Genomic DNA, 23,157 nt, shown 5'->3' with positions numbered 1-23,157 from the left:
CGTCACGCGGACGGGGACCATTGGAGAGGCGATGATCAAAGAGCCCGCGTTCCTGTCTGGTAAACTGCTGCTGGCGATGCCGGGCATGGCTGATCCGCGCTTCGAACGCGCGGTGATCGCCGTGTGCGCGCACGATGAGGACGGCGCTGTGGGTGTCGGGATCGGGCATAAGAGGGCGGGGATCAGCTTCCGCGGCTTGCTGCGACAGCTCGACATCGATCCAGGCGAGGCGCCCGATGTCGCCGTTCATCACGGTGGTCCGGTCGAGCCGGGCAGGGGTTTCGTCCTCCACTCGACCGACTGGGGCGGGCAGGACACGCTTCAGGTGAATGACGAGACCGGCGAGCTGTTCGCGATGACCGGCACGATTGACGTCCTTCGCGCCATCGCCGAAGGCCGCGGACCGAGCCAATGGCTGGTCGCGCTGGGCTATGCAGGTTGGGGCGAGGGGCAGCTCGACGAGGAGATGACCCGCCACGGCTGGTTCACTGCTCGAACCGACCTGAAAATCCTGTTCGACACGCCGGCCGACGAGCGCTGGGGCGCGGCCTTCAAGTCCGAAGGGGTTGATCCGCGCCTTCTCGCCAGCGAGACGGGCGCCGCTTGAAACCGACATATAAAGAATTCTTTATATTTGCCTTTCCGGTCCGCCGCCGCTAACGGCTGCGGCCATCGCGCCGACTGACGGCGCTTTTTCTTTTTCACTCGGAGAACATCACGTGGCGACGCAGGCTGAAACTCGTTTCAACGACTATGTCGTGAAGGACCTCGGCCTCGCCGACTTCGGCCGCAAGGAAATCGACATTGCGGAAACCGAAATGCCGGGCCTGATGGCACTCCGCGACGAATTCGGTGCCTCGAAGCCGCTCAAGGGCGCGCGCATCACCGGCTCGCTCCACATGACGATCCAGACGGCGGTGCTGATCGAGACGCTGACCGCGCTTGGTGCCGACGTCCGCTGGGCCTCGTGCAACATCTTCTCGACCCAGGATCACGCTGCGGCCGCCATCGCCGCCAGCGGCGTTCCGGTGTTCGCCGTCAAGGGCGAGACGCTGGAAGAATATTGGGAATATGTCGTCCGCATCTTCGACTGGGGTCAGGACCAGACCTGCAACATGATCCTCGACGACGGCGGCGACGCCACGATGTTCGCGCTGTGGGGCGCGCGCGTCGAAGCGGGCGAGACCCTGTTCACGCCCTCGAACGAGGAAGAGGAAATCTTCGCTGCCACGCTGAAGAAGTTTCTTGCCGAACGTCCGGGCTACCTCACCAAGACCGTCCAGAACATCAAGGGCGTCAGCGAAGAGACGACCACGGGCGTCCACCGCCTCTATGACCTTGCCAAGCAGGGCAAGCTCCCATTCCCGGCGATCAACGTCAACGACAGCGTCACCAAGTCGAAGTTCGACAACCTCTACGGCTGCAAGGAATCGCTGGTCGACGCCATCCGCCGCGGCACCGACGTGATGCTGGCCGGCAAGGTCGCGACCGTCGCCGGCTTCGGCGACGTCGGCAAGGGCTCCGCCGCTTCGCTCCGCAACGGCGGCGCGCGCGTGCTGGTCACGGAAGTCGATCCGATCTGCGCGTTGCAGGCCGCGATGGAAGGCTATGAAGTCGTGACGATGGAAGAAGCGGCGACCCGCTCGGACATCTTCGTCACCGCCACCGGCAACGCCGACGTCATCACGCTAGACCACATGCGGGCGATGAAGGACATGGCGATCGTCTGCAACATCGGCCACTTCGACAGCGAGATCCAGATCGGCGCGCTCGCCAACATGAAGTGGACCGAGATCAAGCCGCAGGTCGACGAAGTCGAATTCCCCGACGGCAAGCGCCTGATCATTCTGTCCAAGGGCCGCCTGGTGAACCTTGGCAACGCAACGGGTCACCCGAGCTTCGTGATGAGCAGCAGCTTCACCAACCAGACGCTGGCGCAGATCGAGTTGTGGACCAAGTCGGACGAGTACAAGAACGACGTCTATGTCCTGCCCAAACACCTCGACGAAAAGGTCGCGGCGCTTCACCTCGACAAGCTGGGCGTCAAGCTCACCAAGCTGACCGAGAAGCAGGCGGCGTATATCGGCGTGACGCCGGAAGGTCCGTTCAAGCCGGACCATTACCGCTACTAAGATTCAGGCGTCGGCAAGCGGCCCCAGCGCATCGCGCAGGGGCCGCAGCCACTGCGCATAGGGTTTCCAGCGATCGACGCCGCTGCGGTTGAGCGGGCGGCGCACCTGCTCCGCGCTCGGTGTCCGCACGGTGCGATCGGACTCGTGGAAGCTGAGCAGGTCGTCGGACCATTCCAGACCGAGGTAATCCAGAACGCGGCGGAGTTCGCGTTCCGGATGGTCGAGCAATTTCTCATATCGCACCTGGCAGATCATGCCTGGTGCCGCGCTGGCGACATGATCCATCAGCCGCGTGTAATCGATGGTGGCCTGGGCCTGGTTCACGAGGTCGAACGACGCCGCGTGCGCCGAGCTGAAATGGTGTGTGTAGTTGGAAAAGGCGCAGTCCATCGCGTTGCGCCTGATCTCCACGAACCGCGCCTGAGGCAGGATCGCGCGAATGAACAGGATATCGCTCCAGTTCGACGGCATCTTGTCGATGAAGTAAGGCGTATCGACCCTGCGATGCATTGCCGCCCGGCGAAGATACTCGGCGCCAAGCGCCCGCTTCTCATTCACCGTCAGCCGACCGATATATTGGGGAACGGTCAGTGCGCCCCGCTGCATGTGAACTTCCAGGGACGCTCGCATCACGGCGCGAACGTACGGCAGCTCGCCTAACGCCTGCACGTCTGGATGCCGGCCGAGGATCTGTTCGAGCAAGGTCGAGCCAGAACGCGGCAGGCTGATCAGGAAAATCGGGATTGGCCCAGCAGCACTGCTTGCGTCTTGTCCGTCACCTGGGACCGGCATGCGGACGAACTCGTCGACCTCCCGGCTGAGTTCCGCAGGATCGTAGCGGATGACTTCGGCGCGGATGCGATTTCCTTCGCGATAATGGCCGAAGGCGCGCTCGTGATCGCCGCGGTCGTGCCATGCGCGGGCCAGCGCCATGTGCAAGGGCACGATATTCAGCGCATCCACGGCAATGCCGAGGGCCTCTTCCATGCGCTGCACATCATCGTCGGTCAGCACCTGCGATTTGATGTCGGCAAGGCCCCACCAGGCCTCACCGCGCTCCGGGTCGGCGTCTGTTACGTGGCGATAAGCAGCGATTGCGTCGGCAGTTCTTCCGGCAAATCGAAGGCTGTGGCCGTAGGCGATCCAATGCTTGGCATCGGCCCGCGGGTCGGCAACGACGCGTTCGTAGATGGCGATCGCTTCATCAGAATGACCGAGCCGGTCGAGGATGATTGCGCGCGCTGCACTCGCCGCAAGGCCTTCATCCTCCCGCTCGAGGTAGGTGTAAGCTTCCAGCGCGGCGTCGAGCCGATCTTGCTGCAGCAGCACGGCAGCAAGATTGCGCTTCACCTCCATGGATGCGCTTTGTCGCGCGGCACGGCGGAGGAATTGTTCCGCCTGGACAAGCGCGCCGTTTTCCATCGCCATTTCGCCAAGCAGTGCGAGGCCGCGCGGCTCATCACGATGCTGGCGAAGATGTTCGATGACCTTAAGCGATGCCTGGTCCTTGCGGCCTTCGCGAAACAGCTCCTCTGCTTCCATCAGCCGGGGGAAGCCGCGGATGTCAGCATCGTCAGCCATCGTGCGTCAGGCGTATCCAAGCAGCTGGCGGAGCCCAGGCGCCGCATAGTCCACCAACCGCCGATGTCGTTCCGGCAGGCTGTTTGGCAACTCGACCGAAATGCCGGTCAGGTTCTCGCGCGCCGTGCCACTGTGCTTGCGGTCGGCGCCCACGCGAACCCGCTCCCGCCAGTCATCCGGAACCAGGATGCCCGCGGCGCCGAAAAGAGCATTGAAGAATTTCTCCGCTTCCTCACCGTCGAGTTCGCGCACGTGCCGGACGAGATCTTCATAGCGTACGGGATGAACGAAAGACGATCCGAGCCAGGCGGCGACATTGAGGTCATACATGTCCGACAGCTTCGGGGCTTTGCCATGAATGCCGAAGATCATCAGCGACAGCAGGTCATCGACCGACAGCGTGCCATCCTTGATGAAATCCATGTTTCCGTCGAATTCGTCCGACAGGAAGAACCGAGCCCGCGCTAACACCCAGTCGTAGGGATCGCGATAAAGCAGGATCTTGCGCACACCCGCGAGTTCGATGGCCGAGGCGTCGGAAAAGAACAGATGCCCGTAGCTGAAGAGATTCCGGCTGCGGTCGAAGGCGACCAGATGCTCCTGCAGGTTGCCCCACTGGATGAATTGCGTCCGGTAGTGCTGATCCAGCGGCACGAACATTCGCAGGATGTTCTTGATCAGGTGCGTCCCGCTCTTGGGGATGCTGTTGACGAAGATCGGCGATGTCAGGCGGGCAGGGGCGAACCGCGCGACCTCCGCGTCCAGATTGTCAGGCTTGAGCTTGATGTGAGCCATTGCAGTCCGGGTTAGTTGCCGACCTCGCACAAGAAAAGGGGCGGCAGTTTCCTGCCGCCCCTTCGAACGCTCGCCCTGCTTAGAACTTCTTCGAGAGGTTCAAGAAGACCCGGCGGCCCAGGAAGTCGTATTGCGATGTCCCGACCACCGGACCGATCAGCGAGGGCAGGCCGCCGCCACCGATGGTGCTCACCCGAGGCGGGCGGGTATTCAGGATATTGCGCATGCCAAGCGTGGCTTCGAGGCCGAAGCCGAATTCCTTGGTGACCGAGGCCGAGTGATACCAAACGGTCGGCACCTTCAGCCGAACGCAATAGTCGCCCCAGATCACAGAGGGATTGCTCTCGTGGCAGAGCGAACCGCCGTGGCGATCCTTGTACAGCCGCTCGTTCGACGCCTTACCGTAGATTTCGCTGCCCCAGAAGAACGACCATTTGTCGCGGGTCTTCCAGGTCAGGTTGACGTCACCCACGAACTTCGGATCACCAATCGTGCCGTTGTTATTGACGACCACGTCGCGGAAGACCGCGATCTTGTCCTTCAGCTGATACGTTGCGTTACCGAGCAAGGTCAGCGTGCCTAGCTTGCCCATGTTGTGCGTAATCAGCGCCGTGAAATCGAGGCCTCGATTACGCTGGCTCGAGATGTTGATGTAATTATCGTACACATTGGTGATGGCGTACGGGTCGGTGACGTTCTGAGCACCACGCGTGAACAGGCTGCACAAGGGGTCTGTCGGGAAAGCATCGGAATCGTAGCAGCCAAAGACGATGTTCGACGCTCCCAACTGTGAGACTTCATTCTTCACCTTGATGTCGAAGTAGTCGACCGCGAGGCTTATGCGCGTCTTCGGCAAGAAGGAGAAGCGTGGGGTAAGGATGATGCTTGCGGTCAGCGCCGTAGATGTCTCTGGATCGAGGACGCCGATGCCGCCTTGCGAGTGCGCGGTGGCGGTGATGCTGCCACCGCCGTAATTCCCGGGAATCCCTTGCGACCTGCAGTTATCGGCGATGCGCTGGCTGATGTTTCCTTGCGCTAGGTTAAAAGCATACTGGACGCACGGATCGATCGTACGGGCGCTTGGAAAGCTAGTTTCGTCCGCTTTGAACTGTTCGAACAATGCTGGCGCGCGGAACGAGGTCCCATAAGTGCCGCGGAAGCGCAGCCAATTGTTGACTGCCCAATTGCCGCCGAGCTTGTAGGTCCAATTGCCTTTATCTTTATCCGTGAGCCCGTCGCTTGCGCGCACGTTCTCGACGTTGGTGATCCGGGCTGCACCGGAGAACGACAGATCTTTGAAGAGCGGACGTTCCTTCAGCAGTGGGATCGAGATTTCGCCAAAAGCTTCCTTGGTGACCGAATGACCCGCGGTGATTCCGCCGCTTGACGAGCCCCACGAGTTGCCGTGGAAAGCTTGGCACGGATAGTAGATAGTGTTGCAGGCACGAGACCCGGGCACGATCGACGCATCGTAATATGGGTTCGGCTGTGCGAGCGTGATCGCGCCAGGAGTATCGTTGATGCTGTCGCGCCGCGCGGAAATGCCCAGCGCCAGGCCTACGGGTCCGGCAGGGAGATCAATGAGATGGCCGCTGACCGAAGCTTCTCCGGACAGCTGCTTATAGATCGTCTTACCTGTCTCCCAATCGAACAGGTATGCCGCCTGTGCGGGTGTGAACTGACCGCGCAGGAAATTAGGATCGACCCACGGCAAATCAACACACTGCTTTTTTGAAAACGGGGTCAGGGTGCCGACGCATGACGAGGTCTGGAAGCTCGTCAGGTCGATAACGTCCTGCAGGATCTGCTCGCTGCGGTAGATGCCCTTATTGTGGCTGTATTGGACGTACGCGTCGTACGACCAGCCCTTGAGCAAATTGCCGAACTCGCCGCGAATGCCGCCGACACCGCGCCAATAGTCCACCTTCTGGCTGGCGTCCGAACCACGGTTCGTGACGGCGGTCGGGCTGAGGAAGTTCAGGCCTTCCCAACCCGGCGCCCAGTAGGTGCCGTAGGACCCACCGTCATTATAGATGTCGCTGGTAAAGCCGAACGTCCAGAACTGACGCCAGCCGTTCTGGTAAGTCTTGCGGCGGTTCGCGAGGAACTCGGCATAAGCCTCGATATTGTCGGTCAGCTCATACGAAGCGTCGGCGTAGATCGTGTAACGCGTCGTCTTCGGAATGATCGTCTGCTCGCTGGCGAACGGATTATAATCGTCCTGTAAACCGTGAGAGAGGGGGTCGTATCCGGTAGGATACCAGCCCGCCGGAGCGCGGAAGCAGGAAAAGTCTCCACAGCCCGTGATCGGCGACAGACCGTAGGAGCCGTTGGGGAAATACTGCATGAGGTTGACGGGGCCGACGTAGCGACCGTCATTGATGTGGAGGTTCCCGCGACCCCCGAGATAGTTGTACTCGTAGTCGTAAGTCCAAACCTGCCCGACGGGCAGATCTTCGCAGTGATACTTGCCGGTGCGCGGGTCGATAACGTCCGCGCGCTGGTTCGATCCGTTCTTGAAGACGTACGCTTCCGGACAATCGAGATAGCGTCGATCGCCACGCTTCAGCTCGTTCTGACGGAAGTAATCCAGCGCGACCATGATATGGCCCCGATTGAACGTCTTACCGAGCAGCGCGCTGACGCTGTACTGTTCGCCCGCGGTTCGCACCGGCATGCTGGCGAAGCCGTCCAGCTGGACGCCGTTGAAATCGGTCTTGGTGATCAGGTTGACCACGCCGGCGACGGCGTCGGAACCGTAGATCGACGAAGCGCCGGTCTTCAGGATGTCGACCTGCTTCACGATGGACTGCGGCAGGACGTTGAGGTCGAAGGACGACACGCCGCCGCGCGTACCTGCCGGGCCGGCGCGCCGACCGTTGAGCAGGACGAGCGTGCGATTGGCGCCGAGACCGCGAAGATCGATGGTCTGCGCGCCCGGGCCGCCGTTGGTGACGAAGTTCGAAGACAGCGCCGAGGTAATCTGGGTCGAACCGGCGGCGATCGGCGACGACTGCAGCGTATCGGCAGTGCTCAGCTTCCCTTCGCGCTGCGCAATCTCAGGATCAATGCGCGACACGGGATCCGAGCTGGTGAATTCCGGCTGCTTGATGCGAGTGCCCGTCACGACGATCTGGCTTTGATTGGGATTGACGGCCGTATCGCCGCCGCTTGAACCCGCCGAGACGTCACCGGTCGGCGTCTGCTGCGCTTCCTTTTGATCGTTGGTCGCGGCCGTGGTTTGTGCCTGCACCTGCGCGGCCGGCGTGCCGGCGGTATCGGTCGGCGGCGTCGCCGGCTGATCGGCAGTCTTTGCCGAAGCCGGAGCGGCAATCAGCAGCGCGCCGAGCGAGGCGCCGACGAGAAGATTCGCACGCAGAAATGCGGAGGCACGAGTGGCTCGCATGGTTGTTTCCCCTGTTTTCTGCTCGAGCGTGACGCCACGAGCGACCCGACGTCAGCTTTTCCGCGCAGTTAGCGGCTGTCAATTGCCGGTGGCTTCAGCTGATGATCGGAGAGCGGAAACTATACCGAAAGTTAAGCAGGTGTGGCTGTCGAGACACAGCCCGCTACGCAGCGCTCAAAGAAAAAGGGGCCGCCCGTTAGGACGACCCCCGTTTCCTCGTGCATGCCTGGATTTAGCGGAATTTCAACTCCGCACCGCCGTAGAAGAAGCGACCCGTGGGATTGAACGGGCTGCCGCCTTCGACGCCGGTCAGGTCGTACGGCGGCCGCTTGTTGGCGATGTTGTCGACGCCCGCATACAGCCGCAGCTTGGTCAGCACGTCCCAATTCACGCGCGCGCTGTGCGTGATCTGCGACGGATACCATTTGATCGGCCGTGCGTCGGGGTTCGTCGGGCCACGTCCCTGGTGGCTGAACTGGGTTTCCCAGCTCAGGATCGACTGACGGCCAACGTAGTTGCCACTGTACGTGAAGTCGACGTTGCCGAAGTCCAGGTTCGCGTTCCAAGAAGCGCCCCACCGCGGATCGCCGAACGTCTGGTCGATCTTGTCCGAACGGTCAGGCTGCGTGAGGTAGCTGAAGTTCTCGCTCTGCAGCAGCACGCTGACGATTGCGCGTCCCGAGAAGCGAACATTGCCCCACAGGCGACGCGAATAGCTGGCGTCGAAGTCGACACCCCGACGGATCAGCGCCGCGAAGTTATACGGCTGGTTGATGAACGCATTGCCGGTGGACGGGAACGAGAAGCGGTTGAGGTTCGGCAGGTCGCGCGTCGTCTGGCCGGCAAAGGTGCCGTTGATCAGCGGGTTGGTGCTGGTCTGACGAGCGATCGCGGCGCAGAATTCGTTATTGATGCCCGTCGGATCATCATAGCAACGGTTGATGATCTGCTGGCCGCTAAGGCCGGAGATCACGTTCCGCACCTTGATGCGGTAATAGTCAACGGTCAGCGCGAACCCAGGCATGAAGCTAGGCTGCACGACGCCGCCAATCGTCAGGCTGTCGCCCTTTTCCGGCACCAGGTCAGGATTACCCCGGTTGATGCCCAACACGCCCGATCCAGGAACGTTGGTGAAGGGCACCGTGACCGTTGCACCGCTGTTGTTGACGTACGTGACAGTGGTCGGGACACCTGCCGCGGCGCAGTTCGCGGCGCGGTTCGGGTTCGAGCTGATGTTGTTGCTCGCGTTGGTGCCGCCGGGCTGATCGCAAGGATCCGTCAGGCCGTTGGCGAACGTCTGCGTTTCAGCCGCATATGCGTCCGAGAGAGTCGGCGTCCGGACCGAACGAGCATAGCCAGCGCGGAGTTTCAGGCCACTGAACGGCGAGTAGGTCGCACCAGCATTATAAGCCCAAACGCCCTTGATGCCGCGATACTTGGAATAACGCGCCGCACCCTCGACAGTCAGCTCCTTGATCCCCGGCAGGTCCGCCAGGATGGGCAGGCGAACTTCGCCGAAACCTTCGTTGGTGACCAGCTTGGGGGGTAGGAACGGCTGGAACGCGTTGAGGAACGTCGCGCCGCTCGCGGTAACGTCGTCATACACCGAGCTCGCCTTCTCCTCGCGGTGCTCATAGCCCAGCGAGAAGCCGATCGGTCCGCCCGGAAGGCGGAAGAAGCCCGACGAGTCACCAGAGATGAACGCGACGCCGTCAAGCTGCGTGGCCTTTTGCACGCGCGACGAGGTGTAAAGGACGTAATCGCGAGCTGCCTGCGACGACGCGCCATAGCCGAACAGGTTCAGCGGAACGCAGGACGGGTCATCGTTCGTCGTGCTGGCGTCGGCATTGACGCCGCAGACGATCTGGCCAGCCGAGTTCAAACGCGCGTCCGAGGCGCGGTTGAAGTTGGCGATCAGAACGTTGCCGCCCGTCTCATAATAGGTCCGCGTGTGGCCGTAGTTCAGCGACGCTTCGTAGTTGAGGTTTCCGCTGCTCGACAATTCGCCGCGGGCGCCGACCACGACGCGATACGTCGTTCGCTTGTGGTCTTCGGCGCGGGTGCCGAGGTCGTTGTTAAAACGCTGCATGGTGAAGCACTGGCTGGTACCGGTGCGCGCTTGGCAGCTGGCGGCCGAAACGGTGGCCGGGAACTGGCTGATCAGCGCCCGAGCCTGTGAGGACAGGAACGGGTTGTTGAGACTGAATACCGGGCTGAGGTTCGACGCGACGAAGGTCGGCTGCGTGCTCTGCTGCGTCGCATTGACGCGTACATAGCTGGCCTCGACGAACGGCTTGAATGCCGGCGAGATATTTCCGTTGAGGAAGACGTTGCCGACAAAGCGCTCCAGGCCTGGAAGCAGCATCGCGTCTTCAACGCCGGTTGCGCTGAGGCCGCCGAACACGCCGCCGCCAATCGGACGGTTGTCGAAGTAGGGCACGTCACGCGACAGCGTCCCGTCCGGGTTGAACGCGTAGTTGGAAACGATGTTGCCGCCGGTAGGCGACTGCGCACCCGTGCAGACCAGCGCGCGAACTGCGGCGCTTGCCGAGGTCGGACAGGTGTTGAGCACATAGCCGCCGGTCGAGATGTTGCCGAAGGTGATGCCCGGCGTGTTTCCGCCGTTCACGCTCCAGAACGATGTGTTCGGGATACCGTCGAAGTTGCGGTTCGGCGCGGTCGTGATCTGGCTGGTGTAGAACCCGGGGACACCGGTATATGCGCCGAGGTAGGGCCGATCGGAATAATAGACGGCGTCCGATTTCGCATATTCGAATGCGCCGGTCAGGTTGAGCTTGCCGTCGAGGAAATTGTGGCCCGCAACAATGCTGGCGAACTTGTTGTCGCGATCGTTGTAGGTGCTCGTGCCGATCTGGCCGCGAACCTTCACGCCTTCGTAGTCGCGCTTGAGGATGAAGTTGACGACGCCGGCGACGGCGTCCGAGCCGTAGACGGCCGAGTTGCCGCCGGTGACCACGTCAACGCGGTCGAGCAGGTCGACGGGGATCGTGTTCACGTCGACGTTGAAGTTGCCCGGCTGCGCGGAGACCGTGCGGCGGCCGTTGACCAGCACGAGCGTCCGGTTCGTGCCAAGGCCGCGAAGGTCGAGGATGCTGAGACCGGCGGTGCCGATCGAGCCGGTTGAGTTGGCCTGGCTGAATGTCGAGCGGAGCGAAGGCAGGTCATTGAGCGCGTCACCGAGCGAGACTTCGCCGCGGCTGGTCAGGTCCTGCACTGCGACGCTGGTGATCGGAACCGACGAATCGAGATTCGGACGGCGGATGCGCGAACCAGTCACGACGATCTGCGTGTCCGTGTTGGCAGCGACTGCCGCGGGGCTCGTGTCCGCCGGAACGCAATTCGGATCGACGGTGGTCGACGGCGCAGTGCTGCCAGGCAGCGGGCAGGTCGTCGTGGTGGTTTGAGCAAAGCTTGGCGTCGCCGAAGCGAAGAAGATGAAGGCGCCTGTCTGAAGCGCCGTAGCGGCGAGCAAATTACGGTTAGTCACTGTGACCCATTCCCCAGCTTGTCGGATTAGAGGTCGAGGGCGTTCCCGATTTGCGGGACGTCCGCAACATCATCGAAAGACTAGGGTGCCCGTTTTCTCATTCATGTAACTTTAATGTCACGGTAATTTCGTCTTTCTGTCTTGAATCAGACTCTTGCATGCTTCCTCCCGCACTGAATGGCCGTGCTCTTTCCTTTGCGAGGTCGCGCTTTATGACTTGGGCCAAGGGAGCGGTGCGCAGGCAGTGAGCGCTACAGGGACAACGGACATTGTTATCGCGGCCATCGCGGTCCTGTGGATGGCGATCGGCGTCGTCTTGTCCGTCCTTGGCGCGCGCCGGTTTCGTCTTGCCCAGCAGGTCATTGGTGCTGCCCAAGGCAACGCCCGTCTGCTTGATATCATGCCTTGCCGCCCCTTGCTCGTGCGGGCGGACGGCTCAATCGAAATCGATCAAGCGTTGCTCCGCGACCTCGGACTGCCGGCAGATATTAGCCGGATCGAGGCGCTGGCGCAGGAAGCAGCAGGGTTGCGCAGTCACGATGTGACCGCGCTTCATTCAGACATACAGATCGCCCAGGCACAGGCAACGAAGTTCAGCCGAACGGTCAGCGCAGAAGGTTCGTCCCGCATCTTCGAGGTGCGGGGAGTGCCGGCGCCCGGAGAACAGCCCCGCACGCTGCTCCTCTGGTTCATCGACATCAGCGCCGTGGAGGAAGAACGCGCCAAACTCGGCTTGCGGCTACGCCAGATGGAGGGCGCCTTTGAGTCCCTCACGCAGCTGATCGAGGCGGCGCCGTTCCCGATGTGGTTTCGAGGTCCGGACTTGCGTCTGGGGCTGGTCAATAGCGCCTTCGTCGGCGCGGTCGAAGGTCAGGACGCCGCCGACGTTATCAAGCGCGGTGCCGAATTAATCGACGCCGGTGGTGACGAGGCTCCGTACGCGACCGCGCGAAAGGCGCAGGAGAGCGGCAAGGTCGTATCGCGCATGCAGGCCGCAATCATACGCGGCGAGCGGCGAATGCTTCGGCTGGTGGACGTCCCATTGCCGTCCGGCGGAGTGGCCGGTTTCGCGATCGATGTGCAGGATCTCGAAGACGCACGCTCCGAGCTTGAACGATATATTGAGTCACAGCGTGAGCTTGCCGACCGCATGACGGCCGGAACCGCCCAGTTCGATTCCGATCGCACAATTAGCTTCTTCAACCGACCATTCGCGATGATGACCGGCCTGGATCCCGACTGGCTCGCGGAAAAGCCGGAATTCGACCGGGTCATCGAGAAGATGCGCGAAGGTCATCGGCTGCCCGAAGTACGCGACTTTCCGACGTGGAAGGAGGAGCGCCGCGCCTGGTTCACGAGTGCCGAGGAGGTCGTCGAAGAGGAATGGATGCTGCCGGCGGGCGACCATATCCGCGTGGTTGCCCAGCCGCTGCCGGATGGCGGCCTGCGCCTGTTCCTTGAGGACCGCACCGAGCAGCTGCGCCTGGCCTCGGCGCGCGATACGCTGCTGCGCGTCCGCGCCGCCACGTTCGACAACCTGTTCGAGGCGATCAGCGTCTTTGCCAGCGATGGCCGACTTTATACCTGGAACAGCCGCTTCCTCGAAGATTGGGAGCTCGACGAGGAGTGGCTGACGACGCACCCACGAGTCGATGAATTGGTTCCGGCAATGGCCCGCAAACTGGTCAATCCGACTGCGGCCGCGCAAATCCGCGAGATGGTTCGTCAGACGACGAACGAACGGCAATCTTCCAGCGGTCGCATTTCGATGACCGATGGCAGGCACTTCCAGTTCGCTGCAGTTCCGCTGCCTGATGGAAACGCGCTGTTCACCATGGTCGACGTCACGGACTCGACCCGCATCGAGGCAGCACTGCGCGAGCGCGCGACTGCGCTTGAGGAAGCAGACCGCGTTAAGACCGACTTCGTCGCCAACATGAGCTACGAATTGCGGACGCCACTGACCTCGATCGGCGGGTTCGCAGAGTTGCTGGGCGGCGGCTACGCGGGCGAACTCAGTCCAAAAGCCTCCGATTATGTCGATGCAATTTTGGAGTCGGTTGAGCGACTGTCCAAGCTCATCAACGACGTGCTGGATTTGACGACGGGTGACGCGCGCGGCGTCGTTCTCGAAAAAGAGCGCGTCGATCTTGCCGGCCTCTGCCGTGCGGCTGTCGAGACTGTCCGGCCGCGTGCCGCCGAAAAGAGCCAGAAGCTCGATGTCGAGATTAGTGCCGGGGTAGGCCATGTTTTTGGCGATGCTCGTCGTCTCCGGGAGTCGATCGAGCACGTCCTGCAGAACGCCATTGCCTATACGGACTCGAAAGGGCGCGTCTCGCTGACAGCAGCTGGAGACAAGAAGCAGGCGCTGATAAGGATCGCCGACAACGGACCGGGTATCTCCGAGGAGGATCTGCCTCGGGTATTCGACCGCTTCGATCGCGTCGCGGAAGCAGGGGTGCGTGGAGAAGCGGCGCTGGGTCTTGGCTTGCCGCTGACACGACAATTCGTCGAAGCCCACGGCGGATCGGTCGCCATTGATTCCGAGCGAGGCAAGGGTACCACCGTGTCTCTTTCTATCCCCCGCGGATCGCGATGAAGCTGGCAAGCGAGGCCGAAACGGCTGCATTTGGCGCTTCGCTGGCCCGTGCCGCCCGGCGGGGAGACGTCGTCACGCTTTCCGGGTCGCTGGGCGCAGGCAAGACGGCACTGGCGCGTGGTTTCATCGCGGCGCTTGGCCACGAGGGCGATGTGCCCAGTCCCAGCTTCGCTATCGTCCAGCCTTACGAGGAGATTGAGCCGCCGGTCTGGCACGTGGACCTCTATCGTATCGAGGAGGCGTCCGAGATGGACGAACTTGGGCTCGATGCTGCTGCGGATGCAGTGCTTCTGGTGGAATGGCCTGAACGGGCAGGGAAGCACGCATGGCCGGACGCGCTCCGCCTGTCGCTCGACATCGCTCCGACCGGCGACAGAATCTTGACAGCCTCGGTGCCCCCGTCATGGGAGGGCCGATGGCCTCCCCAATGACCCCGCCGCCGCATGCGCCCGAATTCCTGTCCGCGGCTGGATGGGCAGGGGCGGAAATCCTGCCATTGGCGGGCGATGCTTCGTTCCGGAGGTATTTCCGGGTGATGCATCAGGACCGCAGTGCCGTCCTGATGGATGCGCCGCCACCGCATGAGGATCCGCGACCGTTCATTGCCGTGGCCGAATGGCTCGTCGACCGTGGGCTCAGTGCCCCGGATATCCTCGCCCGGGATCTCGACAACGGGCTGTTGCTACTGGGCGATTTCGGCGATGCGCGACTGCGGGAAACGCTCGACGCAGACCCAGCGCGCGAACATGAGCTTTATGCGCTTGCGACAGACCTGCTGGTTGAACTCCATGGCCACGCGCCGATGACTGGCCTCAAGCCACACGGGCTTGAAGAATGGCTTGATGAAGTAGCGCTGTTTACAGACTGGTATTGCCCGGCGGTCGGCCTGGACGTGGATACCGACGGCTTCCAAAATGCCTGGAGGCAAGTGCTTGCGCCCGTCGCTGAAGACGGATTGGGACCAGTCACCGTTCTGCGCGACTATCATGCTGAAAATATCATGCTCGTTCAGGGCCGCGCCGGCGTTGCGCATTTCGGCCTGCTGGATTTTCAGGACGCACTCGCTGGTCACCCGGCCTACGACCTCGCGTCCGTACTGGAGGACGCACGTCGTGATGTGTCGCCGGACACGGAACGCGCGATGATCGAACGCTACGTCGCAGCGACCGGGGGCGGCGAGGTCTTCAAGCGCGCTTACTGGGCGCTGGCTGCACAGCGAAACACGCGCATCCTTGGGGTTTTCACCCGCTTGTGGAAGCGGGATGGGAAGCCTGGTTACCGCCGGTTCCAGCCGCGAATGTGGGGGCTGCTCGAGCGCGACCTTGCCCAGCCGCATCTCGCTCCCGTTCGTGACTGGTTCGATGCCAATGTCCTGCCCGTGCACCGCAACGAACCCTGGCAGGACGCGGCGTGAGCCAGGCGCGTCAGGCCCTCCGTCTCCGCGCCGAAGTGCCGGCCGAGGTGCCAAAGACCGCGATGATCATGGCGGCCGGCCTTGGCAAGCGTATGCGCCCGTTGACGGCGACGCGTCCGAAGCCGTTGGTCGAGGTCGGCGGAAAGGCGCTGCTCGATCATGTGCTCGACCGATTGCGCACCGCGGGCGTGCAGAACGTTGTCGTCAACGTTCACTACCTTGCCGACGCGCTTGAGGCTCATCTTGCGACGCGCGCAAGAGAGCTCAACGTCAAGATCTCGGATGAAAGGGATCTGCTGCTCGAAACCGGCGGCGGCCTGATCAAGGCCGAACCGCTGATCGATTGCGATCCGTTTCTCGCGCTTAACAGCGACAATCTGTGGATCGATGGCCCCGCCGACACTTTGAAGCTGCTTGCCTCGCAATGGGATGGGGAAAAGATGGACGCGTTGCTGCTGCTTGTCCCGCAGGCACGCGCGGTCGGCCACAAGGGGCAGGGCGACTTTCACATGGACCGGGTGGGCCGCATCCGTCGCCGTGAACGCAGCCATGTGGCGCCGTTCGTTTTCACCGGCATCCAAATCGCGTCGAAGCGCCTGCTCCGCGACGCTCCGAGCGGTCCGTTCTCGACCAACATCCTGTGGGACCGCGCGATGGAAGAGGGACGGCTTTACGGGGCCGTTCATCAGGGTTTGTGGTTCGACGTCGGCACCCCTCAGTCGATCCCTGTGACGGAAGCGGTGCTGCAGAATGTCTGACCCGCAACGGGTCGCCGTCTACAGCATCCCGTCGCACCGCTCTTTCGCCGATGCGCTCGCTGCGGGATTGATTGCGCGCTTCGGCAGGGATCCCTTGGGATTGGCCGCGGGCCGCATCCTTCTACCGAACAACCGCGCAGTCCGTGCCGTCACCGAGGCGTTTGTCCGCGCCAGTGGCAGCGGCTTGCTTTTGCCTCGACTGATTCCGATCGGCGACCCTGACCTTGGCGAACGTGTGGGCGGCGCGCTCGATCAAATTGATGATCCTGTTCCACCCGCGATCGATCCGCTGGAGCGCCTGTTGCGCCTTGCCGCCACCCTGCGTGGCGAGGGCACCGCAGAAAGCTTGCGCCTGGCCGCCGATTTGACGCGGACGCTAGATGCATTGCTCATCGAAGAAGTGCCGCCGCTTCGACTTCGCGAGGCGGTGTCGCAGACCGACAGTCTGGCGGCGCATTGGGAGAAATCGCTCGAGAAGCTGCAACTGATCTACGAGGTATGGCCACACCTTCTAGCGGAGTCGGGTGCGATCGACCTGGCCGAACGCCGCAACCGCCTGCTGCACGGGTTGGCGGAGCGATGGCGCGATCGCCCGCCTCAGGGCTTTACAGTGGCGGCTGGCATTACGACGGCCGCCCCGGCAGTTGCGGACGTTCTGGCGCGCGTGGCACGAATGCCGGATGGGCTGGTCGTGCTGCCCGGCTTGTGGCTGCCCAACATATTCCCTGACGCTGAATGGGATGGGCTCGGCCCCGATGATCAGGGGCGCAGCGAAGCCACGCATCCGCAACTGCATCTGAAAACCTTGCTCGACCGGATCGGCGTAGCGCGTGGCGAGGTGCAGCAGTGGCGCTGGGCCGGAGCCGCGACCTCGTCGCCGGCACGTGGGCGGGCAATCGCCAATGCGATGGCCGCATCGGACTTTTCGCATAAGTGGCAGCGCTTGAGCCCAGCCGAACGCCGCCTCAGCGGAATTCGGGTCGCCGAGCTCCGCGATCCCGCCGCCGAGGCACAGGCGATCGCGCTCGCGCTGCGCGAGGCGCTGGAAACGCCTGAGCGAACGGCCGCGCTGATCACGCCCGATCGCCAGCTGGCTGGCCGTGTGTCGGCACTGCTCGCCCGATGGGATATCGCCGCCGACGACAGCGCCGGCACGCCGCTAGGCGCCGCGCCTGCCGGAACGCTTCTCCTGAGCATTGCGGGCGCGGCTGCTGAAGAATTGGCCCCCGTCGCCTTGCTGGCCCTGCTCAAACACCCTTTGGTTGGCGGGGAGGGCGACGAACGCCTCGCCTGGCTTGAACGGGTCCGCCAACTCGACCTGAAGCTGCGCGGCCCGCGTCCCCCCGCCGGGCTGGCTGGCCTTGACGCGCACTTCGTGGACGTCGCTGCGTGGCAGAAGATCCGTCCGTGCCTTGTCCCGCTCGACAATTTGCTGGCCAAGCCAATTGCGGTCGCCGCCTTCGCGACAGCCTTATCGATTGCCGCGGAAGCTCTTGCCGGTGACCGGGGCTGGCGAGGACCCGCTGGGCGAGCCGCCGCCGAGTTGCTTTCCGAACTCCAAAGCTCCGACGCCGCGCAAACCCTGTCAATCACCGCGCCCGACGCTGTCCCGATCCTCCGCCAACTGCTCGACGCCCGCGCCGTCCGCCCACCTTATGGCGGTCACCCGCGTATATTCATCTGGGGCCTGCTTGAAGCGCGCCTCCAACGTGCCGATCTCGTGGTGCTGGGCGGCCTTAACGAGGGAGTGTGGCCATCTCTCCCGGCGCCCGACCCATGGCTTCCGCCCAAGGTCCGCGCAACGCTTGGGATGCCGACGCTCGAAACGCGCATCGGCCTTGCTGCGCACGATTTCGCGAGCGCGCTCGGTGCGCCTGAAGTGCTGATCACCCGATCGCGCCGCGACGCCAAGTCGCCGACCGTTGCGTCGCGCTTCCTGCTTCGGCTGGAGGCGATCAGCGGCGGGCTCCCGCGCGATACGCGGCTCGAACGGCTAACGCGTCTGCTTGACGATCCCGGCCCGGCAAAACCTGTCGATCGCCCGGCGCCATCGCCTCCAGCGGAGCAGCGGCCCGACCGTATATCCGTCACAGCAGTCGATCGCCTCAACGCCGATCCCTTTGCGTTTTACGCGAGCGCCATTCTGAACCTTCGCCAATTGGATCCGGTCGACGCGGAGCAGGACGCGCGGTGGAAGGGCGACGCGGTTCATAAGGCGCTGGAGGAATGGCTCCTCCACGACGAGTGCGATCCCGACCGGCTGCGAGCGCGCGCGGAGCGGCTGCTGCAGGACGGCGCGATCCACCCGATGCTGCGGGCCTTGTGGGCTCCGCGCCTGCTGGAAGCAATCGACTGGATTGCGAACCAGGAGCGCGAAAACCAGGCCGAGGGACGGCGGCCGCTACGCGCTGAAGTGACTGGAAAGACGCCGCTCGCGGGGGTCATCGTGCACGGGCGGGTCGATCGCATCGACCAGCTAGCCAACGGCAATCTCGCGATCATCGACTATAAGACCGGCCAGCCGCCCTCCCAGAAAACGGTAACTGAGGGCTTTGCGTTGCAGTTGGGCTTGCTTGGTCTCATCGGGCGGAACGGCGGCTTCGAGGGCGTGTCAGGCGATCCGGTGAAGTTCGAATATTGGTCACTGGCGCGGTATCGCGGCAAGTTCGGCCGCAAGATGGAGCCGGACAAGGGCTTGCAGTCCGGCGAATTCCTCGATCACGCCTACCGGAACTTCGCGCAGGCAGCGCAGAAATGGCTGACGGGCACCGCGCCGTTCACCGCCAAGCTAAACCCCGCCTACGCGCCATATGGGGACTACGACCAGCTTATGCGGCTGGAAGAATGGTACGGCCGCAAATGACCCTAATTGCGCGGCTTTTTCTTCACCTTGGAGGCGTAGAGCAGGGCGGCAACCAAGGCCGCGGAGCCGATCCCTACGGTGACGCCGGCTTTGACCAGCTTGGAGCGCCGTTGCTCGTCGGCGCGGTCGTTGTCGTCTTCGCTCATGCCTCGGTCTCTATGCGGTCGAGTCAAAGTTGGGAAGCCGCATGAGCGGGCGCCTGAAGACTTTGCCGGAGCTCAAGGGCGAGCAGTCGCAGGCGTCGGACCCGCGTGTCCATGCTGCGCTGTCGGCCTCTGCGGGCACAGGCAAAACGCAGGTGCTGACGGCGCGCGTGCTCCGCCTGCTGTTGCAGGGCGCGCGACCGGAATCGATCCTGTGTCTAACCTTTACCAAGGCTGCGGCTGCCGAGATGGCCAATCGCATCGGCTCGCGGCTCGCCGCATGGGTGCGGCTCAAGGATACCGACCTTGGCCAGGATCTGCTGCACCTTGGCGAGCGCAACGATCCCCGCATGCGCGAGCGCGCACGACAGCTGTTCGCCCGCGTCCTAGATTGTCCTGGCGGGCTGAAGATCCAGACCATTCATGCCTTTTCGCAGTCGCTGCTGGCCGCGTTTCCAGCCGAGGCCGGGATCGTGCCTGGTTTCCAGCCCCTGGAAGGGCGTGCCGAGCAGGAATTGGTGCGACGGACCTTGGCCGAGGTGCTTGCCGATGCCGAGAGTAGTGGTGCCCAAGGCCTAATCGCGGATGTGCAGCGGCTCAGCCACCGGCTCGGTGAAGCGGGCGCCATTGAATATCTTCAAATCTGCGCGCGGCGACCCGATGCCATGGACGCGTTTGGTCTTCCTGAGACCATCGAACCGCGCATTCGTAATCTGCTTCAGCTTCCGGTGGATACGCACGACGATTCGGTCGAAGATTACATCGCGCACCACTGCGGCGACGATCGGTTCGATTGCGATCTGCTTCGCGCGGTTGCCGACGCTAATCGGGCCTGGGGAGCAAGTTCCGGTCTGGGTCACGCGGCGGAGATCGATGAATGGTTGGCCCTGACACCAATCGAACGTGCCGCGAAGCTTAATAATCTGCGAAAGGTCGTTCAGACCGAGAAGGGTACACCGAGAGTTTCCGCGGGCCAAAAGAAAGCGGAGCCAAACTACGAAGAACACGCGGGTCGGCTGGCCAATCTCATCGGCGACCTCCTCCGTATCCAGCGCGGCGCGGAGTTTGCTGCCGACATTGCTGCCGGCCTACGCGCCGGACAGGCTTTTGCGCTCGCTTATACGCGAGCGAAACGCGCTGCCGGAGTCGCGGACTTCAACGACCTCATCGACTGGACTCGGCGCCTGTTGAACGAGCCGGGCATGGGCGATTGGGTGCGCTACAAGCTCGACCGGCAGGTCGACCACGTGCTGGTCGACGAGGCGCAGGACACCAACGCCGCCCAATGGGACATCATCGACCGGCTGGTCGATGAGTTTTTCAGCGGGTCGAGCGAGGCCGAGCAACGTGTACGCACGCTGTTCATGGTGGGTGACTTCAAGCAGGCGATATACGGCTTTCAGGGAACCGACCCCGCCCGATTCAACGAGGCCCGTGAGCATTTCAAGGCGCGCGCGGCGGCGCTCGATCCGGGCGCCGACGACCTCTTCAGCTATCAGGCGAGGGCGCAAGAATTTCGCGACCTGTCTATCGCTGCCAGCTTCCGTTCGGCTCAACCGGTGCTCGATGTGGTCGATGCCGTGATCGACGCGGTCGGCGCCGAAGCGATCGGGCTGGCCGAGGCGCCGCCAGCCCATCGCGCGCATCATTCCACCCGGCCTGGCCAGGTCGAGCTTTGGCAGCCATTCGCGATTCCCGACCCCGAGGATGACAGCGACGAAGGCGAAGAACGCTGGATTAGCCTGCGCGACCGCAAATATGCGGAGGAAATCGCCGACCGCATTCGGGCGATGCTCGAGGAAGGGCCAGTGCTGGCCTCGACCGAGCGCCCCCTGACGCCGGGGGACATTCTGATCCTGGTCCGCAGCCGCGGCGAACTGGCTTCGCTCATCGTGGCCCGCCTGTTTTCGGCCGGCGTGCCCGTGGCTGGTGTCGACCGCTTGCATCTGCACGAACCGCTGGCGGTGCAGGATCTGCTCGCGGCGGTGAAGTTTGCGGTCCAGCCCAGCGACGACCTCAGCCTCGCGTGTCTCCTCGTGTCGCCACTGATCGGCTGGGACCAAAACCAGCTTAGGCTGCTTGCTTATGGGCGGGAGGGCCGTCTGTGGCGCGCATTGCGCGAGCGGGCAGGGGAGAATGACGCGTTCGCCGCTGCCCATTCGGCACTGTCTGAGCTGCTACGGATTGCCGATTTCACGACGCCTTCGCGGTTCCTGGAGACCATCTTGACCGGTCCGATGCAGGGTCGCCGTAAGATCTACTCACGCCTCGGCATGGCGGCGCGGGATGCCATCGATGAGTTGATGAACAGCGCGCTGGAATTCGAGCGCACGGAAACCGCGTCCCTCGACCGCTTCCTCTCGTGGTTTTCGCGCGGCACAGTGGACGTCCAGCGCGATCCCGGGGCTCCGGCCAACGAGGTGCGGGTGATGACCGTTCACGGCGCCAAGGGACTCGAAGCGCCGGTGGTCATCCTCGCCGACGCGACCGCTGACCCGGCGCGGTTGGGCCGAATGCCGATTTCAATGGACATCCCGGTGCCAGGTGTCGGTGATGCGCCGCTGCTGCGGCCCCGCAAGGAAGAGCGTGGCCCGCCCTTCGAGGAAGCAATGGCCGAACGCGAGCGCCGCGATGCAGAGGAGCATCTGCGCCTGTTGTATGTAGCGCTGACGCGCGCTGCGGACCGACTGATTATTAGCGGCGTACGGCCGAAGGAGCGCAAGGATGGCGCCGATCCGCGGCCGGCGGGCTGCTGGCATCGGACCGTCGAGCAGGCCATGTTGCCCATCTCGGAGGCGGGCGAGGGTCACGTTGCACTGCGCTACGCCGCTGGCGCGCCGATTTCGCCTAGGCGCGTCCGATCGAAAGTCGAACTGCCGACCACGATTGTTCCGGCGTGGGCGATGCAGCCGGCGCCACCCGAGGCGCGGCCGCCGCGTCCGCTCGCGCCGTCAGCAATCGCCGTGGATGATGAAAGCGCGCCACCACCGAGCGAGGCGATGCGCCGGGCGGCACTTCGTGGAACCTGGATCCACCATCTGCTCGAGCTTCTGCCCGCGGTGCCACCGGGCGCGCGATCGGCCGCCGCCGACCGCTGGCTCGAAAAATCCGCCAATGTTGTGGAGATCTCGGTCCGTGACGAGGTCGTTGCCCTCGTTTGCGATATCCTGTCGGATCCACGCTTTTCCGATCTCTTCGGGCCTGGCTCACTGGGCGAAGCGCCACTTGCAGCAACACTGCACGACGGCCGCGTCATCGCCGGAACGGTCGATCGCCTTATGGTCACCGATGACCGGGTGGCGGTGATCGACTTCAAGACCGGGCGGGTGCCCGTAGCCGATGACGACGTTCCGGCCAGCCACCTGGCGCAGATGAAGGCCTACACCCAGGCGTTGGAGATCATCTTCCCTGGTCGGCATGTCAGCGCCTCCCTTTTGTACACAGCCGGTCCCAAGTTGATCGAACTGACGCCTTGAGGGTGGTGCCCCAAGCGCCCATATCAGCCATCAATTCGCAGGAGATCTTTTGTCATGGCCACCAAGTCTGTCACCGACCAGAGCTTTGCGTCCGACGTTCTGGGCTCTGAAACCCCCGTGCTCGTGGACTTCTGGGCAGAGTGGTGCGGACCGTGCCGAATGATTGCCCCGGCGCTCGAGGAGATTGCGGGTGAACTCGGCGACAAGGTCACGATCGCAAAGCTGAACATCGACGAGAACCCGGACACGCCGGGCCGTTATGGCGTCCGCGGCATTCCGACGATGCTGCTTTTCAAGGGCGGCCAGCCGGTGGCGCAGAAGGTCGGCGCCGCGCCCCGCAGCCAGATTCAGCAGTGGCTCGAAAGCAGCCTCGACGCGGCCTGAGCCTTCGTTCGGCAGCGCCCCCGATTAATTGACTATAAGGGGGGCGCTCCCTAAATCGCCGGAGACATTTTCCCCTGCTTCGGCGGGTGCACTTCGTC

Annotated in this window: 14 protein-coding genes; 9 read left to right on the top strand and 5 right to left on the bottom strand. The window is 63.2% G+C overall.

The window, feature by feature from the left end; translation table 11 throughout:
- The first annotated feature begins 34 nt into the window (after window positions 1–34).
- Together QU596_RS03105 and ahcY are read left to right on the top strand one after the other, a co-directional pair.
- Entirely contained in the window at window positions 35–607 is a 573-nt protein-coding gene (locus QU596_RS03105) for a YqgE/AlgH family protein (RefSeq protein ID WP_308517932.1), read from the top strand.
- 112 nt (window positions 608–719) lie between these two features.
- Window positions 720–2,132, top strand: coding sequence for an adenosylhomocysteinase (gene ahcY / locus QU596_RS03100; RefSeq protein WP_308517086.1), 1,413 nt, complete (start codon window positions 720–722; stop codon window positions 2,130–2,132).
- A gap of 3 nt (window positions 2,133–2,135) precedes the next feature.
- Here ahcY and QU596_RS03095 read toward each other — a convergent pair whose 3' ends face one another.
- The 4 genes from QU596_RS03095 to QU596_RS03080 all read right to left on the bottom strand — a co-directional run bounded on the left by QU596_RS03095 (window position 2,136) and on the right by QU596_RS03080 (window position 11,422).
- Complete coding sequence (locus QU596_RS03095; protein WP_308517084.1) at window positions 2,136–3,713, bottom strand: tetratricopeptide repeat-containing sulfotransferase family protein; 1,578 nt, start codon at window positions 3,711–3,713, stop codon at window positions 2,136–2,138.
- Between the two features lie 6 nt (window positions 3,714–3,719).
- On the bottom strand, window positions 3,720–4,508 hold the full coding sequence (locus QU596_RS03090; RefSeq protein ID WP_308517083.1) for a hypothetical protein: 789 nt from the start codon (window positions 4,506–4,508) through the stop codon (window positions 3,720–3,722).
- A 79-nt stretch (window positions 4,509–4,587) separates the two neighbouring features.
- Window positions 4,588–7,914, bottom strand: a complete 3,327-nt coding sequence (locus tag QU596_RS03085) for a TonB-dependent receptor domain-containing protein (protein ID WP_308517081.1) — start codon at window positions 7,912–7,914, stop codon at window positions 4,588–4,590.
- Window positions 7,915–8,146: 232 nt separating this feature from the next.
- Entirely contained in the window at window positions 8,147–11,422 is a 3,276-nt protein-coding gene (locus tag QU596_RS03080; protein WP_308517079.1) for a TonB-dependent receptor domain-containing protein, read from the bottom strand.
- A gap of 244 nt (window positions 11,423–11,666) precedes the next feature.
- Between QU596_RS03080 and QU596_RS03075 the strand changes: the two genes are divergently transcribed.
- The 5 genes from QU596_RS03075 (at window position 11,667) to QU596_RS03055 (ending at window position 19,056) form a co-directional block, all read left to right on the top strand.
- Window positions 11,667–14,021, top strand: a complete 2,355-nt coding sequence (locus QU596_RS03075) for a sensor histidine kinase (protein WP_308517076.1) — start codon at window positions 11,667–11,669, stop codon at window positions 14,019–14,021.
- Window positions 14,018–14,452 carry a tRNA (adenosine(37)-N6)-threonylcarbamoyltransferase complex ATPase subunit type 1 TsaE gene (gene tsaE / locus QU596_RS03070; protein WP_308517075.1) on the top strand — a complete coding sequence of 145 codons (435 nt, stop codon included), beginning with the start codon at window positions 14,018–14,020 and terminating at the stop codon, window positions 14,450–14,452. The genes QU596_RS03075 and tsaE overlap by 4 nt, the downstream gene beginning before the upstream one ends.
- On the top strand, window positions 14,437–15,435 hold the full coding sequence (locus tag QU596_RS03065) for an aminoglycoside phosphotransferase family protein (RefSeq protein ID WP_308517074.1): 999 nt from the start codon (window positions 14,437–14,439) through the stop codon (window positions 15,433–15,435). Before tsaE ends, QU596_RS03065 begins: the two co-directional genes overlap by 16 nt.
- Window positions 15,436–15,497: 62 nt before the next feature.
- The gene (locus QU596_RS03060) at window positions 15,498–16,193 is read left to right on the top strand and encodes a nucleotidyltransferase family protein (RefSeq protein ID WP_308517931.1); all 696 of its coding nucleotides are present in this window, start codon (window positions 15,498–15,500) and stop codon (window positions 16,191–16,193) included.
- The gene (locus QU596_RS03055) at window positions 16,186–19,056 is read left to right on the top strand and encodes a PD-(D/E)XK nuclease family protein (RefSeq protein WP_308517072.1); all 2,871 of its coding nucleotides are present in this window, start codon (window positions 16,186–16,188) and stop codon (window positions 19,054–19,056) included. Before QU596_RS03060 ends, QU596_RS03055 begins: the two co-directional genes overlap by 8 nt.
- A 2-nt stretch (window positions 19,057–19,058) precedes the next feature.
- Here QU596_RS03055 and QU596_RS03050 read toward each other — a convergent pair whose 3' ends face one another.
- Complete coding sequence (locus QU596_RS03050; protein WP_308517070.1) at window positions 19,059–19,202, bottom strand: hypothetical protein; 144 nt, start codon at window positions 19,200–19,202, stop codon at window positions 19,059–19,061.
- 41 nt (window positions 19,203–19,243) lie between these two features.
- On the opposite strand from QU596_RS03050, the gene addA reads away from it, so the two are divergent.
- Complete coding sequence (addA, locus tag QU596_RS03045; protein WP_308517069.1) at window positions 19,244–22,675, top strand: double-strand break repair helicase AddA; 3,432 nt, start codon at window positions 19,244–19,246, stop codon at window positions 22,673–22,675.
- 54 nt (window positions 22,676–22,729) lie between these two features.
- Complete coding sequence (trxA, locus tag QU596_RS03040) at window positions 22,730–23,059, top strand: thioredoxin (protein WP_308517067.1); 330 nt, start codon at window positions 22,730–22,732, stop codon at window positions 23,057–23,059.
- Window positions 23,060–23,157: the final 98 nt, after the last annotated feature.

Origin of the sequence: Sphingomonas flavescens, from assembly GCF_030866745.1 — a bacterium.
GTDB lineage: Bacteria > Pseudomonadota > Alphaproteobacteria > Sphingomonadales > Sphingomonadaceae > Sphingomicrobium > Sphingomicrobium flavescens.
Note: the sequence above shows the minus strand (reverse complement) of the source record. Positions and strands in the feature narration are given on the sequence as shown.